General features: G+C 41.3%; 13 protein-coding genes. 5 read left to right on the top strand and 8 right to left on the bottom strand.

The genetic code is table 11. The features are described 5' to 3' along the window. Positions 1-2: 2 nt before the first annotated feature. Positions 3-1,355 carry an NAD-dependent succinate-semialdehyde dehydrogenase gene (locus V5739_RS15320; protein WP_266068572.1) on the bottom strand — a complete coding sequence of 451 codons (1,353 nt, stop codon included), beginning with the start codon at positions 1,353-1,355 and terminating at the stop codon, positions 3-5. Between the two features lie 159 nt (positions 1,356-1,514). Between V5739_RS15320 and V5739_RS15315 the strand changes: the two genes are divergently transcribed. Continuing rightward, the gene (locus tag V5739_RS15315) at positions 1,515-1,922 is read left to right on the top strand and encodes a glyoxalase (protein WP_266068571.1); all 408 of its coding nucleotides are present in this window, start codon (positions 1,515-1,517) and stop codon (positions 1,920-1,922) included. A 92-nt stretch (positions 1,923-2,014) separates the two neighbouring features. Beyond that, the gene (locus tag V5739_RS15310; RefSeq protein ID WP_266068570.1) at positions 2,015-2,467 is read left to right on the top strand and encodes a transcription elongation factor; all 453 of its coding nucleotides are present in this window, start codon (positions 2,015-2,017) and stop codon (positions 2,465-2,467) included. Between the two features lie 3 nt (positions 2,468-2,470). Here V5739_RS15310 and V5739_RS15305 read toward each other — a convergent pair whose 3' ends face one another. After that, positions 2,471-4,516 carry an HD family phosphohydrolase gene (locus V5739_RS15305; protein WP_423818886.1) on the bottom strand — a complete coding sequence of 682 codons (2,046 nt, stop codon included), beginning with the start codon at positions 4,514-4,516 and terminating at the stop codon, positions 2,471-2,473. A gap of 114 nt (positions 4,517-4,630) precedes the next feature. On the opposite strand from V5739_RS15305, the gene V5739_RS15300 reads away from it, so the two are divergent. Continuing rightward, positions 4,631-5,812 (top strand): acetyl-CoA C-acyltransferase, encoded by a 1,182-nt coding sequence (locus V5739_RS15300; RefSeq protein WP_423818885.1) that lies wholly within the window; start codon positions 4,631-4,633, stop codon positions 5,810-5,812. Positions 5,813-5,836: 24 nt separating this feature from the next. Beyond that, positions 5,837-6,583, top strand: coding sequence for an NlpC/P60 family protein (locus V5739_RS15295; protein ID WP_423818884.1), 747 nt, complete (start codon positions 5,837-5,839; stop codon positions 6,581-6,583). Between the two features lie 52 nt (positions 6,584-6,635). On the opposite strand, the gene V5739_RS15290 is transcribed toward V5739_RS15295, so the two are convergent. After that, positions 6,636-7,910, bottom strand: a complete 1,275-nt coding sequence (locus V5739_RS15290; RefSeq protein WP_423818883.1) for a tetratricopeptide repeat protein — start codon at positions 7,908-7,910, stop codon at positions 6,636-6,638. Positions 7,911-7,932: 22 nt separating this feature from the next. Beyond that, a complete protein-coding gene (gyrA, locus tag V5739_RS15285) occupies positions 7,933-10,488 on the bottom strand; it encodes a DNA gyrase subunit A (RefSeq protein ID WP_423818882.1) in 2,556 nt (851 codons plus the stop codon). Positions 10,489-10,747: 259 nt separating this feature from the next. On the opposite strand from gyrA, the gene V5739_RS15280 reads away from it, so the two are divergent. Then, positions 10,748-13,309 (top strand): ATP-dependent Clp protease ATP-binding subunit, encoded by a 2,562-nt coding sequence (locus V5739_RS15280; protein WP_266068564.1) that lies wholly within the window; start codon positions 10,748-10,750, stop codon positions 13,307-13,309. 50 nt (positions 13,310-13,359) lie between these two features. Here the strand turns inward: V5739_RS15280 and hisIE are convergent, their stop codons facing one another. The 4 genes from hisIE to hisH form a co-directional block, all read right to left on the bottom strand. Continuing rightward, on the bottom strand, positions 13,360-13,962 hold the full coding sequence (hisIE, locus tag V5739_RS15275; RefSeq protein WP_423818881.1) for a bifunctional phosphoribosyl-AMP cyclohydrolase/phosphoribosyl-ATP diphosphatase HisIE: 603 nt from the start codon (positions 13,960-13,962) through the stop codon (positions 13,360-13,362). A gap of 90 nt (positions 13,963-14,052) precedes the next feature. Then, entirely contained in the window at positions 14,053-14,808 is a 756-nt protein-coding gene (gene hisF / locus V5739_RS15270; RefSeq protein WP_423818880.1) for an imidazole glycerol phosphate synthase subunit HisF, read from the bottom strand. A 137-nt stretch (positions 14,809-14,945) separates the two neighbouring features. Next, the gene (gene hisA, locus V5739_RS15265; RefSeq protein WP_423818879.1) at positions 14,946-15,665 is read right to left on the bottom strand and encodes a 1-(5-phosphoribosyl)-5-[(5-phosphoribosylamino)methylideneamino]imidazole-4-carboxamide isomerase; all 720 of its coding nucleotides are present in this window, start codon (positions 15,663-15,665) and stop codon (positions 14,946-14,948) included. 118 nt (positions 15,666-15,783) lie between these two features. After that, positions 15,784-16,365, bottom strand: coding sequence for an imidazole glycerol phosphate synthase subunit HisH (gene hisH, locus V5739_RS15260; RefSeq protein ID WP_423818878.1), 582 nt, complete (start codon positions 16,363-16,365; stop codon positions 15,784-15,786). Positions 16,366-16,392 lie beyond the last annotated feature (27 nt).

The following is a 16,392-nucleotide window of genomic DNA, read 5'->3' as shown; positions in this document are numbered from 1 at the left end:
TCTTACTTAAAATACACTGTCTGGATATTTACAAATTCTCTAATACCAAATTTTGATAGTTCCCGGCCATAACCCGACTTTTTGGTGCCTCCAAAAGGTAAACGCGGATCACTTTTCACCAGCTCATTGACAAACACTGCCCCATCTTCTATTTTCGGAATAAGATTTTGAGCTTTTTCCCGGCTTTTCGTAAAAAGAGACACTCCCAGGCCAAATTGGGTCGAATTTATAAGTTTTACGGCTTCTTCATCAGATCTAAAAGTGGTAATCCCTATGGCCGGTCCAAAAGTTTCCTCTTTAAAAACCGGCATTTCAGGAGTCACATCTTTCAAAACAGTAGGTGCGTAAAATGCCTTTTTTCGCACCCCACCCGTGAGGATCTTCGCGCCCATTTCAACGGAATCATTTACCTGCTTTTCCAGGTCTTTCGCCAGGTCTTCCCTAGCCTGTACGCCAATAAAAGTATCTTCATCTATAGGATCTCCCGCTTTTAATTCCTTAACCTCTTTGAGGAACATTTCAGTGAACTTTTCAGCAATATTATTATGCAGCAAAAGGCGTTTTCCGGCTATACAGCTCTGTCCGGTGTTTTGAAACCTTGCCTGTACACAGGTTTTGACGGTTTCTTCCAAATTGGCATCATCAAAAACTACCAGGGCATTGCTCCCACCCAGTTCGAGCACCGATTTTTTTATTTCTTTTCCTGCTGTCGCCGCAACACTGCCTCCGGCACCTTCACTGCCTGTAAGGGTCACTGCTTTTACTCTTTTATCTTTCACCACTTCCTCCACTTTTTTACTTCCAATGGTGAGATTTTGGAAACAACCTTCAGGGAAGCCGGCTCTTATAAACACTTTTTCGATATTCTTCCCGCACATCATCACATTGCTAGCGTGTTTAAGCACCCCAACATTCCCCGCCATTAAAGCCGGAGCCGCGAACCTGAATACCTGCCAAAAAGGGTAATTCCACGGCATAATTGCCATAATCACTCCTAAAGGCGCATAATTGATGTAGCTTTTTTCGGCATCAGTTTCTATAGTTTCAGGAGCAAGTTGTGCTTCGGCATTTTCAGCATAATATTCGCACACCCAGGCGCACTTTTCTACTTCAGCAATAGCCTGTTTAATAGGTTTCCCCATTTCTTTGGTAATAGTTTCGGCATATTCCTGCTTATTTTTTTTAAGTTCTTCGGAAGCTTTCAGCATAAGCTTTGACCGAAATGAGAAAGATGTGGTTTTCCACTCCCGGAATACTGCCGTAGCTTTTTCCAGTGCTTTGTCGATATCTTCTGAAGTTGATTCTTTATGTTCTTGCAGGGTTTCCCCTGTATATGGGTTTTTTGAAAGGATCATAAAAATGGCTTTTTTTAAAGGTAAGAAGAACGTATCGCCAGAAGAAATTATTAAAAAGACTTTAACTGAAGCGCAATTGTTTACAACAGGTTTATAATTCACAAAGGCCGCCCGGGGAAGCAGGACTTACTTTCGCTATCTTTAAACAAAACCAAAGCGATGAAAGAACGTGATGAACTCCTTCTCCAACTAAGGCCACATATAGAATCGGCAGTCGTAAAAGCTTCAACCCTACCCGATGAGCAATTCCAAAACCTCACTTTGCGCCCGGTGATCTTACTGCAAAATGACCTGCTACTGGAAGCCTTCAGGAATTACGTACAAAAACACAAGAACGTGTTTTACGGCATGAGCATAGAAAAAAGACTGGCGTATATAGAAAATGCTGTTCAGAAGGACATGAAATTCCGAAACAGCTTAAAAGGAATGATCATAGGACAATTCACTATTAAAGAGTACAGCTACTACATTACCAATTCATCGGCACTTAACAAAAGGATGATGGATTTGGTGAAAAACAGGTTGCAAAGCAATATACAGCTGCTCGATAAACTGCCGGCGGTATAAGGGGATTCCGAATAAATTGTAATTATTAAACTTTTGCTAATTGTTCTTTTTTGAATATCACGTTGGCTAATTTTAAACAAAACGAGAAAAAAATGAGCATTAACAAAGAAGAATTATTTAATAAATGTCTGGACCAGGTCAATGATAAAATTGACCAGTATAATGAGAAAATGAACACCATTAGCGGCCAGAACGAGCAGCATAAATTTCATCCCGATTTTGACGAATACGGGAATAAAGGAGAGATGCTGACCGAATATGAGAAAAACGCAGTTTATCTTGACCGGGTGCGCAACATGAAAGAAACGCTGGCGAACCTGGACAGGGACCATCGCAGCGAAGTGGTTAGACCCGGTAGTGTGGTGGAAACCGAAAACAACTACTACTTTGTATCTGTCCCTCTTGGAGAGCTGGATATGGAAAGTGGCAGCAAAGTCTACGCAATCTCTACAGATTCCCCTATTTATAAGGAAATGGAAGGTAAAAAAGCAGGAGACTCCTTTAGCTTCAGAGACGGCGAAGTGAATATTGTAAAGGTGTGGTAAAACCTACTCCGGGTACTCTATCCTTAGATGGTAGATATTTTTAAGCTTGCGCTTCAGCACCTTTTTTACCTGCTGAATTTCCATAAAGGTAATATTTGAATTGAGGAACTGGCCATCTTCCATTTGTTTGTTGATGATCCTTTCTACAAACTCATCGATCATATTGGCCGTAGGTTCCTTAATACTTCTGCTTGCAGCTTCAACACTGTCGCACATCATAAGGATAGCAGTCTCTTTACTAAATGGCATTGGCCCGGGATACCTGTAATCGTCTTCATTCACGTGCTGATCATTTTCCATGGCTTTCTTTAAAAAATAATAGACCGTAGTGGTGCCGTGATGGGTTCGAATAAAGTCGATAACCCTATCTGGAAGGTTCCTTTTTTTGGCAACCTCTATCCCATTAATAACGTGTTCAATGATAATCTCTGCACTTTCTTTAGGGGAAAGTTCATCATGAGAATTTACCGATGTAGTTTGGTTCTCTGTAAAATACGTTGGATTTCGCATTTTCCCAATGTCGTGATATAACGCTCCTACCCTCACCAGCATGGCATTTGCATTGATCTCATTTGCCGCTGCCTCTGCGAGATTAGCCACATTGAGCGAGTGATGAAAAGTACCCGGGGCTTTATCTGAAAGTTCTTTTAGCAATTTAGAATTGGTATCAGACAATTCGAGCAGCGACATATCAGAAATTAATCCGAATATCTTTTCATAAGCATAGATTAGCGGCTGCACAAAAAGGGTTGCCAAGCCACCGAGCAGGAACATGAGGAAAGTTTCGGGTTCTACTTCATAGATCGAACCTTCCTGAATTATGGTAAAGGCAAAATAAGAGACAATATACACAAGGGTAATTTGCCCTACTGTAATAAATAAATTAGCTCTTTTATAAAGTTCTGAAACCGTAAGAATCGTAACAATACCTGCTATTATTTGAAGGAACATGTATTCATAACTATCCGGAACAATGAATCCAAGTAGCAATACAGTAATAACATGGGTAAACAAGCCAAGCCTTGAATCAAAGAAACCTTTAATGGTAAGCGGCAGCACACACAAAGGCACCACGTAAACGTATGCCACGTTAAACCTTATCACCAATACGGTGAGCAGCACCATAAGTGTGACGTTAAAGAAAATGAAGGTTACTTTTATGTTGTTCTGAAAGATGTCATAGCGATATTTTCGAATGAACAGCATCAACATGAGTAAAGCGAGAAAGACAAGCAGCGTATACCCCACAATCACCCAGTTGTAGTTGGCCTCACTCCACACCTGCGATTCAAATTCGGCTTTAAGGGAATTGAGTACCTGTAGTTTATCTCCCTCTACCACTTCTCCCTTCGCAACAATGATTGTCCCCCGTTCAACATTTCCGCGGGTATACGAAATCTGGTTATACCTGCTTTCAAGATCACTTTGCGTTAGGGCTTCATTATAGGTAACGTTGGATTTCACGCTGTCAAAAAACAACCCAATCAACTCCTCCCGATAATTTTGCAGCTGCGCCTTATCTATTTTCCTGTTGAGAAAGTCCCTCAACTGGTTCTGTTTTATAATGCTTTTATAGGTAACCTCGGTGACTTCATTCCCCTCCCGCAGGTAAACCAATTGATCTGGGCTTAGCGGAACGATCTCCTGCAGCACCCCGGCATCATAGATCTCTTCAAAAGTATTCTGAATAAAATCCTGAAGTCGCATATTTTCTCTCCGGGTGAGGGTATCCGGAAATATTCGGACAAACTGCTCATCCAGGCTAGCCTCAACCTGCGAGACAACTTCAGCATTGTAATCGTAGTAAGGAACATGAGTCTTGTTGATCTCCTCTTTTTCTGCAGCAAGTTCATCGGGGCCCTTTAAAATGGCAAAATCGAAAGGGGCATATAGGTTCTCATACTGCCATGGCTTTCCTCTAGGGATCTCATATTTAAATTTTCCACCTTTTGGAAACATGTACACAATGATGAAGGTGGTAAGTAGAAATAAGAAAACTTTGTAAAAAAGATCCTGATTTTTATAAAGGCTGTTTATAAATGATTTCATTCCGGGCTATCTCTTATCAAAAGTACTAAAAAAAGCTGGCTGTAGAGAACCCATTGGTTTCTTCCTTATAAAATGATTAAATTCGCAAAAAGTAAAATCTTAATCCGCTAAACCATGAATAAGGAAGTAGTCATAGTGAGCGCCGCACGAACTCCAATAGGTAGTTTTTTGGGTAGCTTATCAACAGTTCCCGCAACCAAACTGGGATCAATAGCCATTAAAGGAGCCCTGGAAAAGATCAACCTGAAACCTGAAATGGTAGACGAAGTCCTCATGGGAAATGTAGTACAGGCCGGGCTGGGGCAGGCACCTGCAAGACAGGCTGCTTTAGGCGCCGGTATTCCTCATTCTGTACCATGTACTACTGTAAATAAAGTTTGTGCCAGCGGTATGAAAGCAGTAATGCAGGGGGCACAATCTATCGCCCTGGGAGACGCTGATATCGTTGTAGCCGGCGGAATGGAAAATATGAGTATGATCCCTCACTACCTTCACCTTAGAAATGGCCAGAAGTTTGGGCCAGCTACTATGATTGACGGCTTACAAAAAGACGGACTTATGGATGCTTACAACCAGCTTGCTATGGGAGTTTGTGCCGATAATTGTGCCATAGAACATGAATTTACGAGAGAAGACCAGGATAAATTTGCTGCGCAATCTTATCAAAGATCTGCAAAAGCATGGGAAGAGGGAAAGTTTGACAATGAAGTGGTACCTGTAGAAGTTCCCCAACGAAAAGGAGATCCGGTAATTGTGAAGGAGGATGAAGAATACAAGAATGTAAAAATGGATAAACTTGCATCTTTACGCCCTGCTTTTTCTAAAGAAGGTACGGTTACAGCTGCAAACGCTTCTACTATAAACGATGGTGCCGGTGCTGTGGTTCTAATGAGCCGTGAGAAAGCCGAAGAACTGGGACTAAAGATCCTTGCCAGCATTAAAGGGTTCGCAGATGCCGCCCAGGACCCGGAGAAGTTTACCACTGCTCCCGCTATAGCTTTACCTAAAGCTCTTAAAAAAGCCAATATTCCTCAGGAAAAAGTTGACTTTTTTGAGTTCAATGAAGCCTTTTCTGTAGTAGGGTTGGCCAACATGAAAATATTGGGCTTAACCGATAAAAATACGAATGTTAATGGTGGTGCCGTTTCTTTAGGTCATCCCCTTGGTTGTTCTGGTGTGAGAATCATAATTACCCTGTTAAGTGTTTTGGAGCAAAACAATGCCAGAATAGGTGCTGCGGCCATTTGTAACGGGGGGGGTGGTGCTTCGGCAATAGTCATTGAACGTCCACAATAATTCAGGTTAGAAAGCACCTTTTTGATGCAATATGCCATTTGTATTTTAGGTACGGTTCCGCTAAGAGCAGAACCTGCACACACCGCCGAAATGGTTAGTCAGCTGCTATACGGAGAAACTTTTAAGGTTCTGGAAGAAAGAGGAAAATGGTCAAGAATACGCACTTCTTTTGAAGACCTCGAGGCCTGGATAGATAATAAACAACTGTTAAAGATCTCTCAATCCGATTTCGAAAAACTGGAAGCGGAAGAACTTCAACTTTCAGCAGACCTTATGGAGTTTGTGACAGGCGAAGGACAGCTTATTCCAATTCCTCTTGGCTCTGTGCTCAATGCGGTTACCCTCATGAAACATGAACATTCGGGTGCGGTCACTACAAAAGCACAACCAAAAGAAAAGCTGATAGAAACTGCCTTTTTATACCTGAATGCGGCCTTCCTGTGGGGCGGAAAAAGTCCTATGGGCATTGATGCCAGTGGTTTTACCCAAATGGTATACAAACTTAACGGCTATAAACTTTCACGAAATGCAGCCCAACAGGCGCAGCAGGGAGAATCTCTTAGTTTTATAGAAGAAAGTGAACCAGGTGACCTGGCTTTTTTCGACAGCCCCGACGGATCAATTAATCACGTGGGCATTATGATGAGAGACAACTACATTATCCATGTAGACGGTAAGGTGCGGCTTGATCGTATAGACCATTCGGGGATCTACAATGCCGAATTACGCCGGCATACCCATAAGCTTAGAGTGATAAAAAAGATCATATAAAAAAAGCCCGTTCAAAAAATGAACGGGCTTTTTTGTCAAACAAATATTCTGTTTACTGCTTTGGAGCCGCTGCGCTTGAAGCTTCAAGCTCTGCGATCTTAGCTTTCATTTCTTCTGCTTTTTCAATTTCATTTAACTGATAGTAGATATTCATAATCGTTCTGGCAGCTTCAATGTTACCGGCATCTCTGTCTATTACTTTTTGAAGGTGTGGAAGTGCGTCTTTATAAATTTGCTGACGTTCTTCAGCAAGCTCATCATACTTCTTTTGATCTGCCTTACTCATACCAAGACTATTCATCTCTTCTACCAAAGGAGTTTCTTTAGAAAGAATTACAAAAGCAATGTTGATTCTGGCATTGTTCATTTCAGGATCAATTTCAAGAGCTTTTTTGTAGTATTCTACAGCACGTTCTTTTTCTCCAAGTTCTGCTGAACTTACTCCCATATTGTAATATAGAGTGGCATCATTTGGATTTTGACTTACAACTTCTTCAAGAATTTCCCGGTATTTTGCCATGTCCCCCATTCTGTAGTACATGTCTGCTTCTGCCTGCATAAGGCTGGCATCATTAGGATTTGCCTGTTTGGCTCTTTCCATTGCCGCAACCGCCTTTTCATTGTCACCCTTTTCAATGTAGATTAAGGCAATGTTCTTAGCGATCTCTCCTTCTTTAGATTCCTCTTTCTTATCCTGAGGATTGATGTAATTACCAGATTTTACAAAAAGGTCCCTCTGCTCTTTGGAAGCCATTCTCTCTTCTTCCCCGGTTTCTTTGTTTACAGCTGTATAGATAGTTTCTTCTCCTGTAAAACCTAGATCCTGAAGCTCCTTATAATATCTTAAAGCTTCATCGTAATCTTGTGCATTTACAGCATTAGAAGCTGCATAATAAAGATATACGGTGTCACGATTACTCATTCTAAAGCTCGTCTCCAGTTTTTTGGATGCATCTGAAAAATTTTGAGCATTTTGGTCTGCAATAGCTGCATTTACCAGGGCATTACTTACTGCAGCCATTCCCTGCTCTGCCTCATCATGACCAAGTTCCTTAGCTTTTTTCATTGCTTCAGAAGCTGCCATTAAGTCGGCAGTAGCCACATTTTCTCCGTTTCCTACCAATGCATATCCTCTGTAAAGGTAGAAATCAGCTTTTTCATCCTCGTCAGCGCTAGCTAACTGTGCTTCTGCCTGCTGAAGGTAATTCTTAGCTTCCTGATATTCTCCTTTCTCAACCGCTTTACCGGCTCGCTTGATTTCCTTCTTTTGGGCAAATGATACGACAGTAAACATAGCGAATGCTGCCGTTAAAATTCTGGTTTTCATCTTTTTTGGTTTTGATTTAAAATTATTCCTCACTGTCATTCGCAATAGTTGTGCCATCCTGATTTTGATCAGTCGCTTCGGGGGTTGCGTCACCAGCTACATCCTCAACATCTTCTTCTTCATTGATCACTTTAGCCACTGCAGCAATAGAGTCATTATTTTTAAGGTTAATTAACCTAACACCCTGGGTTGCACGACCCATTACCCGTAGATTTGAAACAGATGTTCTAATAGCAAGTCCAGATTTGTTGATGATCATAAGGTCATCAAGATCTGTAACACTTTTAATAGCCACAAGACTACCTGTCTTAGAGGTTATAGAAATGGTTTTAACACCTTTACCTCCACGGTTTGTAATTCTATAAGTTGGTTCTCCATCTTCAGGATCATCTATATAAGTACGTTTTCCATAACCGTTTTCAGAAACAACCAGTACAGTTTCTTCCATCGGGTTCTCAATAGTGATCATACCTACTACCTCATCGTTATCATCGGCAAGGGTTATACCTCTTACTCCGGAAGCATTCCTACCCATAGGTCGGGTTTTACTCTCGTCGAACCTAATGGCTTTTCCGCTCCTTAAAGCCAGCATCACCTGACTTTCTCCTGTAGTTAGTCTTGCCTCAAGAAGTTCATCGCCTTCACGAATAGTAATTGCATTAATACCATTTGTTCGGGGTCTTGAATACTGTTCAAGAGAAGTTTTCTTCACCTGCCCTTTCTTGGTAGCCATCATCACATAATGGCTATTGATGTACTGTTCGTCCTTTAAGTCTTTAGTACATATAAATGCTTTAAGCTTATCATCGGGTTCAAGATTGATCAAATTCTGAATCGCCCTACCCTTTGAAGTTTTACTTCCTTCAGGAATCTCAAACACCCTCATCCAGAAACACTTACCTTTTTCAGTAAAGAACAACATATACTGGTGATTAGTACCAATAAACAGGTTCTCAAGGAAGTCTTCAGTTCTTGTTGTAGAACCCTTTTGTCCTACTCCACCTCTGTTTTGGGTTTTATATTCTGTAAGAGAAGTCCTTTTAATATAGCCTGCGTGAGAAATAGTTATCACTACCTGCTCATCTGGAATCATATCTTCCATGCTAAGATCTCCACCGGCATACTCAATAACAGAGCGTCTTTCATCTCCGTATTTTTCCTTTACCTCAAGCATTTCATCTTTTATCACCTGCATCCTTCGCTCCTTACGGGCAAGAATATCCTTAAGATCTTCAATGGTCTTCATGATCTCTTCATACTCAGCACGAAGTTTATCCTGCTCAAGACCTGTGAGCTGTCTTAAACGCATCTCAACAATAGCCTTAGCCTGTATCTCGGTAAGTTCGAAGCGTTCAATTAACTTAGTACGAGCTTCATCAGCATTACTCGAAGCTCTTATCAAGGCAATAACCTCGTCAATATTGTCTGAAGCAATAATCAAACCTTCAAGAATATGTGCCCGCTCTTCTGCTTTTCTTAGCTCATACTCTGTTCTGCGCACCACAACTTCATGACGATGCTCCACAAAATGATAAATCATATCCTTCAAATTCAACATTTGAGGACGCCCGTTTACCAGTGCAATGTTATTTACACTAAAAGAGCTTTGAAGCGCTGTATGCTTATAAAGTAAGTTTAGAACAATATTGGGGATAGCATCTCTTTTTAATATATAGACGATGCGCATTCCATTTCGGTCAGACTCATCTCTAATTAAAGAAATACCTTCTATTTTCTTTTCATTAACCAGTTCGGCGGTTTTCTTGATCATTTCAGCCTTATTGACCTGGTAAGGGATCTCAGTCACAATAATAGCCTCTTTCCCTGCAACTTCTTCAGTGTGGGCTTTCGCTCTAATAACAACCCTGCCACGCCCGGTTTTAAAGGCTTCACGAACCCCGTCATAACCATAAATGGTCCCGCCTGTAGGAAAATCGGGAGCTTTTACGTGCTCAATGAGTTCGTCTATTTCAATGTCATTATTCTCAATATATGCTGTTACACCGTCAACAACTTCTGAAAGGTTGTGAGGCGGCATATTTGTTGCCATACCAACAGCAATACCACTGGCACCGTTCACAAGGAGATTGGGAATACGTGTAGGTAAAACTGAAGGCTCGTGGATAGTATCATCAAAGTTAAGCTGCATATCAACAGTTTCCTTGTCAATATCGGCCAACATATCTTCACTTATTTTACGCATCCTGGCTTCGGTATAACGCATGGCAGCCGGGCTATCGCCATCAACTGAACCAAAGTTACCCTGGCCGTCAACTAACATATAACGCAAACTCCACTCCTGGGCCATACGCACCATAGTGTCGTAAACAGAAGAATCCCCATGCGGGTGAAACTTACCAAGTACTTCCCCTACAATTCTTGCAGATTTTTTGTGAGCCCTGTTGGATAGTACCCCCAGTTCATACATTCCATATAATACCCGGCGATGCACCGGTTTCAAACCGTCACGCACGTCTGGCAGTGCACGTGACACAATGACCGACATTGAATAATCAATGTAGGCCGACTTCATTTCATCTTCAATATTGATAGGAATTAACTTTTCTCCTTCAGCCATAAATATCTGTTATTTTGGTTCAAAAATCTAACGTGCCAATTTACGAATTTTGCCCCACACGGGCGCACTATTCATTGAGGTTTTCTTGTATTTTATTAACAAATTTTTAGTTGTGCTTGGTTAATAAGTTCATTACATTCTCCTTTGTTTTATTGAAGCAAATTCGTCAATTAGCTTTACTTCATAAAAAACGAACAAAAAGAATCGGGTACGGTTTTTGAAACCTGAATAAATATAATCAAGAGAGAAAGGAATTAACATGGATGATAATTTTTCACCAAGAGTAAAAGATGTGATTGCCTACAGCAAGGAAGAAGCCCTAAGGCTTGGTCATGACTTTATAGGTACAGAGCATTTAATGCTGGGTCTTCTAAGGGACGGTGATGGTAAAGCCATTAATATACTTAACGCCCTGGATGTTGACCTCACTCATTTAAGAAGAAAAGTAGAGATTCTTAGCCCGGCTAACCCCGATGTAGCTGTAGAGTCTAACGAGAAGAGAAACCTTCATTTAACCCGCCAGGCAGAAAGAGCCCTTAAAACCACATTTTTGGAAGCCAAGCTTTTTCAAAGCACTTCCATTAATACAGCTCACCTGCTGTTGTGCATTTTAAGAAACGAAAACGATCCTACTACCAAGCTCCTCAACAAGCTGAAAGTAGATTATGACGGAGTTAAAGATCAGTTCAAATATATGATCACCAATGATGATGATTATATGGACGCTCCTACTGCCGAATCATTTTCAGATGAAGACGCAACTTCAGACGACGCCGGAAAGAGCAACCCTTTTGCCGGTACACCCGGTAAATCAACAAAGAAATCCAAAACTCCCGTTTTAGATAACTTCGGAAGGGATCTCACTGCACTTGCAGAGCTTGATAAACTTGATCCTGTTGTAGGACGCGAGAAAGAAATTGAACGCGTTTCACAGATCTTGAGCCGAAGAAAAAAGAACAACCCGCTTCTTATTGGAGAACCCGGAGTTGGTAAATCGGCCATTGCTGAAGGTCTTGCCCTTCGAATTGTAAAAAGGAAGGTTTCAAGGATCCTTTTTGATAAGCGCGTGGTCACACTTGACCTTGCCAGTTTAGTGGCAGGCACCAAGTACCGCGGCCAGTTTGAGGAAAGAATGAAAGCCGTGATGAACGAGCTGGAGAAGAATGACGATATTATTCTTTTCATTGATGAGATCCATACCATTGTAGGTGCCGGTGGCGCTACAGGAAGTCTCGATGCCAGCAACATGTTCAAACCTGCATTAGCAAGAGGTGAAATTCAATGTATTGGTGCTACTACTCTCGATGAGTACAGGCAGTATATTGAAAAAGATGGTGCTTTAGAACGTCGTTTCCAAAAAGTGATCGTAGAACCTACTACTATTGAAGAAACTATTGAGATCCTTAACAACATCAAGGATAAATACGAAGAACACCATAACGTTACCTATACCGATGAAGCTATTGAAGCTTGCGTAAAGCTAACAAGCAGGTACATGACCGACAGGTTTCTTCCAGACAAAGCTATAGATGCGCTAGATGAAGCAGGCTCTCGTGTTCACATCACCAACATTGATGTGCCAAAACAGATCCTTGAACTTGAGCGTAAGCTTGAAGAAGTAAGGGAGCTTAAAAATACAGTCGTTAAAAAGCAGAAATATGAAGAAGCTGCAAAATTACGCGATGATGAGAAAAACATAGAGAAAGATCTTGCTCAAGCCCAGGCACGTTGGGAAGAAGAATCTAAACTGCACAGGGAAACCGTAACAGAAGATAACGTTGCCGATGTGGTATCTATGATGACAGGCGTACCGGTAAACAGGATCGCCCAAACCGAGATCAACAAACTATATAAGTTACCCGAATTAATTAAAGGAAAGGTTATTGGCCAGGATGATGCGGTTGGAAAAGTGGTGAAAGCCATCCAGCGTAACCGCGCAGGTCTTAAAGACCCTAACAAACCAATTGGTTCATTTATATTCCTTGGGCAAACAGGGGTAGGTAAAACCCAGTTGGCGAAGATACTTTCGCGTGAGCTGTTCGATAATGAAGATGCTTTGATACGTATCGACATGAGTGAGTACATGGAGAAATTTGCGGTGAGCAGGTTAATTGGTGCACCTCCGGGATATGTAGGATACGAAGAAGGCGGACAGCTTACTGAAAAAGTGAGACGTAAACCTTACGCCGTGATCCTGCTAGACGAGGTGGAAAAAGCTCACCCCGATGTTTTCAACATGTTGCTACAGGTTCTTGATGACGGATATTTAACTGACAGTTTGGGCCGTAAGATCGACTTTAGAAATACCATTATCATCATGACCTCTAATATTGGAGCAAGAAAACTGAAGGATTTTGGTCAGGGAGTCGGATTTGGCACCTCGGCGAAGAAATCTCAGGTAGACGAGAACGCCCGTAGTGTGATTGAAAGTGCACTGAAAAAAGCCTTTGCGCCCGAGTTTCTTAACCGTGTTGATGACGTAGTGATCTTCAATCCTCTTGAGCAGGAAGACATCCACAAGATCATCGATATTGAGCTCGAAAAACTCTTCGGAAGAATTGGAGCTTTAGGTTACAACCTTGAGTTAAGTCCAAAAGCCAAAGACTATATTGCTGAAAAAGGTTTTGACAAGCAATATGGGGCAAGACCGTTGAATAGAGCTATTCAGAAGTACATTGAAGACGCATTAGCCGAGGAAATAATCACCTCGCACATCTCTGAAGGAGATAAGGTCTTTATGGATCTGGATGAAGAAAAAAATGAATTGACGATCAAGGTCGAAAAGACCAAAAAAGAGAAGAATTCCGAAGACTCTAAATAGAATTGATTGAATTATTTTGAATAGCCTGTGATCCACATCACAGGCTATTTTTATTTACTGTGTCTTGACTTTAGAACTTCAATGACATCATTGAGCTTGTAGCCTTTGGCCTGCAACAGGATCAAATAATGAAACAAAAGATCGGCGCTTTCATTGAGAAACAGGTCATCATTATTATCTTTAGATTCAATCACAACTTCCACAGCCTCCTCTCCAACTTTCTGGGCGATTTTGTTTATGCCGCTTCTAAAAAGTGAAGCCACATAGCTCTTTTCATTTGCAGGATTTGATCTTCGGTCTGAGATGACTTCTTCCAGGGTATCCAAAAATGGCATTTCTGAAGTGTTTTTTTCTCCCCAGCAGGTATCGGTACCCTTATGACAGGTGGGACCTTCTGGGCTTACAAAAATTAGCAGCGTGTCATTATCGCAATCTATTTTCATTTCAACAAGGTGCAAAAAGTTACCACTTTCTTCCCCTTTAGTCCAGAGCCTTTGTTTACTCCTGCTGAAAAATGTTACTTTTTTGGTCTCTTTAGTCTTCTCCAAAGCTTCCTCGTTCATGTACCCAAGCATGAGCACATTTTTCGTTTGTGCATCCTGAATAATCGCAGGAACTAAACCGTCTTTATCTTTTGAAAAATCTATTTTCATTTATTTTAATTTTATAGTTGTGGTGGGTTGTCAGGTTCTTCTGCAGACCTCACAGGTTTTAAAAACCTGTGAGGTCTTAATTACTAAACATTAAATTCTAACTTCAATCCCTTTTTCCTTCATTTCCTGTTTTAAATCCCTGATTTCAATCTCCTTGAAATGAAATACACTGGCAGCCAGTGCCGCATCGGCTTTGCCTTTGGTAAAAGCATCACAAAAATGCTCTTTATTCCCTGCCCCACCTGAAGCAATCACGGGAATACTCACCAATTTTGAAATCCTTTCAAGGGCCTCATTGGCAAATCCTGCCTTGGTACCGTCGTGATCCATAGAAGTAAAAAGGATCTCGCCAGCACCGCGTGCTTCAACCTCCTTTACCCAGTCAAAAAGGTCAATTTCTGTCGGGACTTTTCCACCTACCAGATGTACCAGCCATTTGCCCTGTACCTGCCTGGCATCTATAGCCACAACAATACACTGCCTGCCGAATTTTGCTGCCAGTTCATTGATAAGTTCAGGATTTTTTACTGCGGCAGAATTTATAGATACTTTATCGGCTCCATTTTGCAGCAGCACATCCACATCTTCTACTGAAGATATTCCGCCGCCAACAGTGAACGGAATATTAACGGTAGCAGCCACTTTTCTAACCAGTTCTGCCAGGGTCTTTCTTTTTTCTTCAGTTGCTGAAATATCCAGAAAAACCAGCTCATCTGCGCCCGACTTTGAATATACCTCAGCAAGCTCCACCGGATCTCCGGCATCGCGCAAACTCACAAAATTTACTCCCTTGACGGTCCTTCCATCTTTGATATCAAGGCAGGGAATTATTCTTTTTGTCAACATTTTTATAATATTGAGTAATTAGAATTGAGTACTGAGTTGAACTCGTGACTCTATTTTATAATTTTATTCTATCGGCACATTATCCTCTTCACATTTCAAATTTGAAGCCTGGAATTTGGTGCTTGGAATTTGGAATTTTATCCAATGAATTCTTCCAGTTGCTTTAGACTGATCTTATTTTCATAGATCGCCTTTCCTAAAATAGCACCTTCACACCCAATTTCCTGCAGCTTTGGAAGATCATCAAATTCCGCTATTCCTCCTGATGCGATCAATTTCACGTCTTTTATTTCATCCAAAATTTTTCGATACAATTCAAAAGAAGGCCCCTGTAACATTCCATCTTTGGCAATGTCGGTACAGATCACATATTGCACTCCATTTTCAGAATATTTCTGAATAAATGGCAGCAAATCTTCTTTCGAGTCTTCCAGCCAACCACTTACGGCCACTTTTTCGTCCTTTGCATCTGCCCCTAAAATAATCTTTTCGCTTCCGTACTTTTCCAACCAGGACAAAAATGTCTCGCGATCCTTTACGGCTATACTTCCACCAGTGATTTGGGAAGCTCCGCTGTTGAAGGCGATTTCAAGATCTTTATCAGATTTTAATCCGCCTCCAAAATCAATTTGCAGGTTTGTTCCCGAAGAAATTTGTTCAAGAACTTTATAATTTACAATATGTTTCGATTTGGCACCATCTAAATCTACGAGGTGCAGATATTGAATCCCATGATCCTGAAACTGCTTCGCCACCTCCAACGGATTCTCATTATAAATCTTTTTTGAATTGTAATCACCCTGTGAAAGCCTTACGCATTTCCCGTCAATGATGTCTATGGCAGGTATTATTTTCATAGTAGTTAGTATTTAGTAGTGAGTATTGAGAACAAACCTGTGTCACCTCGAGCGCCCGCCTGCTGGCCGGCCGGGAGTCGAGAGGCCCTCATCTTCAAATTCTCACATTTTCAAATCTTCAAATTTTTAAAAAGTTTTCAAGAATTTTCTCCCCTGCTTCGCTACTTTTTTCCGGGTGAAATTGTACTCCGTAAAAGTTATCTTTTTGTAGTGCAGAAGAATAATTCACTCCGTAGTCGCATTTGGCAATAGTTTCAGAACAAACGGGAGCGTAGAAGCTATGTACCAGATAAACAAACTCCTGTTCTGCTACCCCCTCAAAAATGTCACTTTTGAGCTCCTTTATCCGGTTCCAGCCTATATGCGGTACCTTCAGGGTTTTCTCGAAGTGGATTACATCCACATCAAAGATCCCCAAACCTTCAGTGTCACCTTCTTCTGAACGATTGCACATCAACTGCATGCCAAGGCAAATACCCAAAACCGGCTGCTTCAGCTGCGGAATCAACGTATCCAGTCCTGTGCTTTTCAGTTTTTTCATGGCCGAACTCGCCTCTCCCACTCCGGGAAAAATGACTTTATCTGCCGACTTTATTTCTTCAGCATCGCTGCTCAAGACTCCGGTGTAGCCCAGACGTTCAAGAGCAAACTTTATACTCTGAATATTACCCGCCCCGTAATCTATAATTACAATTTTCATTTTTCTCAATTTTCAATACTAACTACT

Source organism: Salinimicrobium sp. TIG7-5_MAKvit (genome assembly GCF_049569215.1).
GTDB classification, from domain to species: domain Bacteria; phylum Bacteroidota; class Bacteroidia; order Flavobacteriales; family Flavobacteriaceae; genus Salinimicrobium; species Salinimicrobium profundisediminis.
Note: the sequence above shows the minus strand (reverse complement) of the source record. Positions and strands in the feature narration are given on the sequence as shown.

Excerpts from the sequence above, each read along its gene's own strand:
- hisF (WP_423818880.1), bottom strand. The coding sequence starts at position 14,808 with ATGTTGACAAAAAGAATAATTCCCTGCCTTGATATCAAAGATGGAAGG.
- V5739_RS15315 (WP_266068571.1), top strand. The coding sequence starts at position 1,515 with ATGAAAGAACGTGATGAACTCCTTCTCCAACTAAGGCCACATATAGAA.
- hisA (WP_423818879.1), bottom strand. The coding sequence starts at position 15,665 with ATGAAAATAATACCTGCCATAGACATCATTGACGGGAAATGCGTAAGG.
- V5739_RS15290 (WP_423818883.1), bottom strand. The coding sequence starts at position 7,910 with ATGAAAACCAGAATTTTAACGGCAGCATTCGCTATGTTTACTGTCGTA.
- V5739_RS15280 (WP_266068564.1), top strand. The coding sequence starts at position 10,748 with ATGGATGATAATTTTTCACCAAGAGTAAAAGATGTGATTGCCTACAGC.
- V5739_RS15310 (WP_266068570.1), top strand. The coding sequence starts at position 2,015 with ATGAGCATTAACAAAGAAGAATTATTTAATAAATGTCTGGACCAGGTC.
- hisH (WP_423818878.1), bottom strand. The coding sequence starts at position 16,365 with ATGAAAATTGTAATTATAGATTACGGGGCGGGTAATATTCAGAGTATA.
- hisIE (WP_423818881.1), bottom strand. The coding sequence starts at position 13,962 with ATGAAAATAGATTTTTCAAAAGATAAAGACGGTTTAGTTCCTGCGATT.
- V5739_RS15300 (WP_423818885.1), top strand. The coding sequence starts at position 4,631 with ATGAATAAGGAAGTAGTCATAGTGAGCGCCGCACGAACTCCAATAGGT.
- V5739_RS15320 (WP_266068572.1), bottom strand. The coding sequence starts at position 1,355 with ATGATCCTTTCAAAAAACCCATATACAGGGGAAACCCTGCAAGAACAT.
- gyrA (WP_423818882.1), bottom strand. The coding sequence starts at position 10,488 with ATGGCTGAAGGAGAAAAGTTAATTCCTATCAATATTGAAGATGAAATG.
- V5739_RS15295 (WP_423818884.1), top strand. The coding sequence starts at position 5,837 with ATGCAATATGCCATTTGTATTTTAGGTACGGTTCCGCTAAGAGCAGAA.
- V5739_RS15305 (WP_423818886.1), bottom strand. The coding sequence starts at position 4,516 with ATGAAATCATTTATAAACAGCCTTTATAAAAATCAGGATCTTTTTTAC.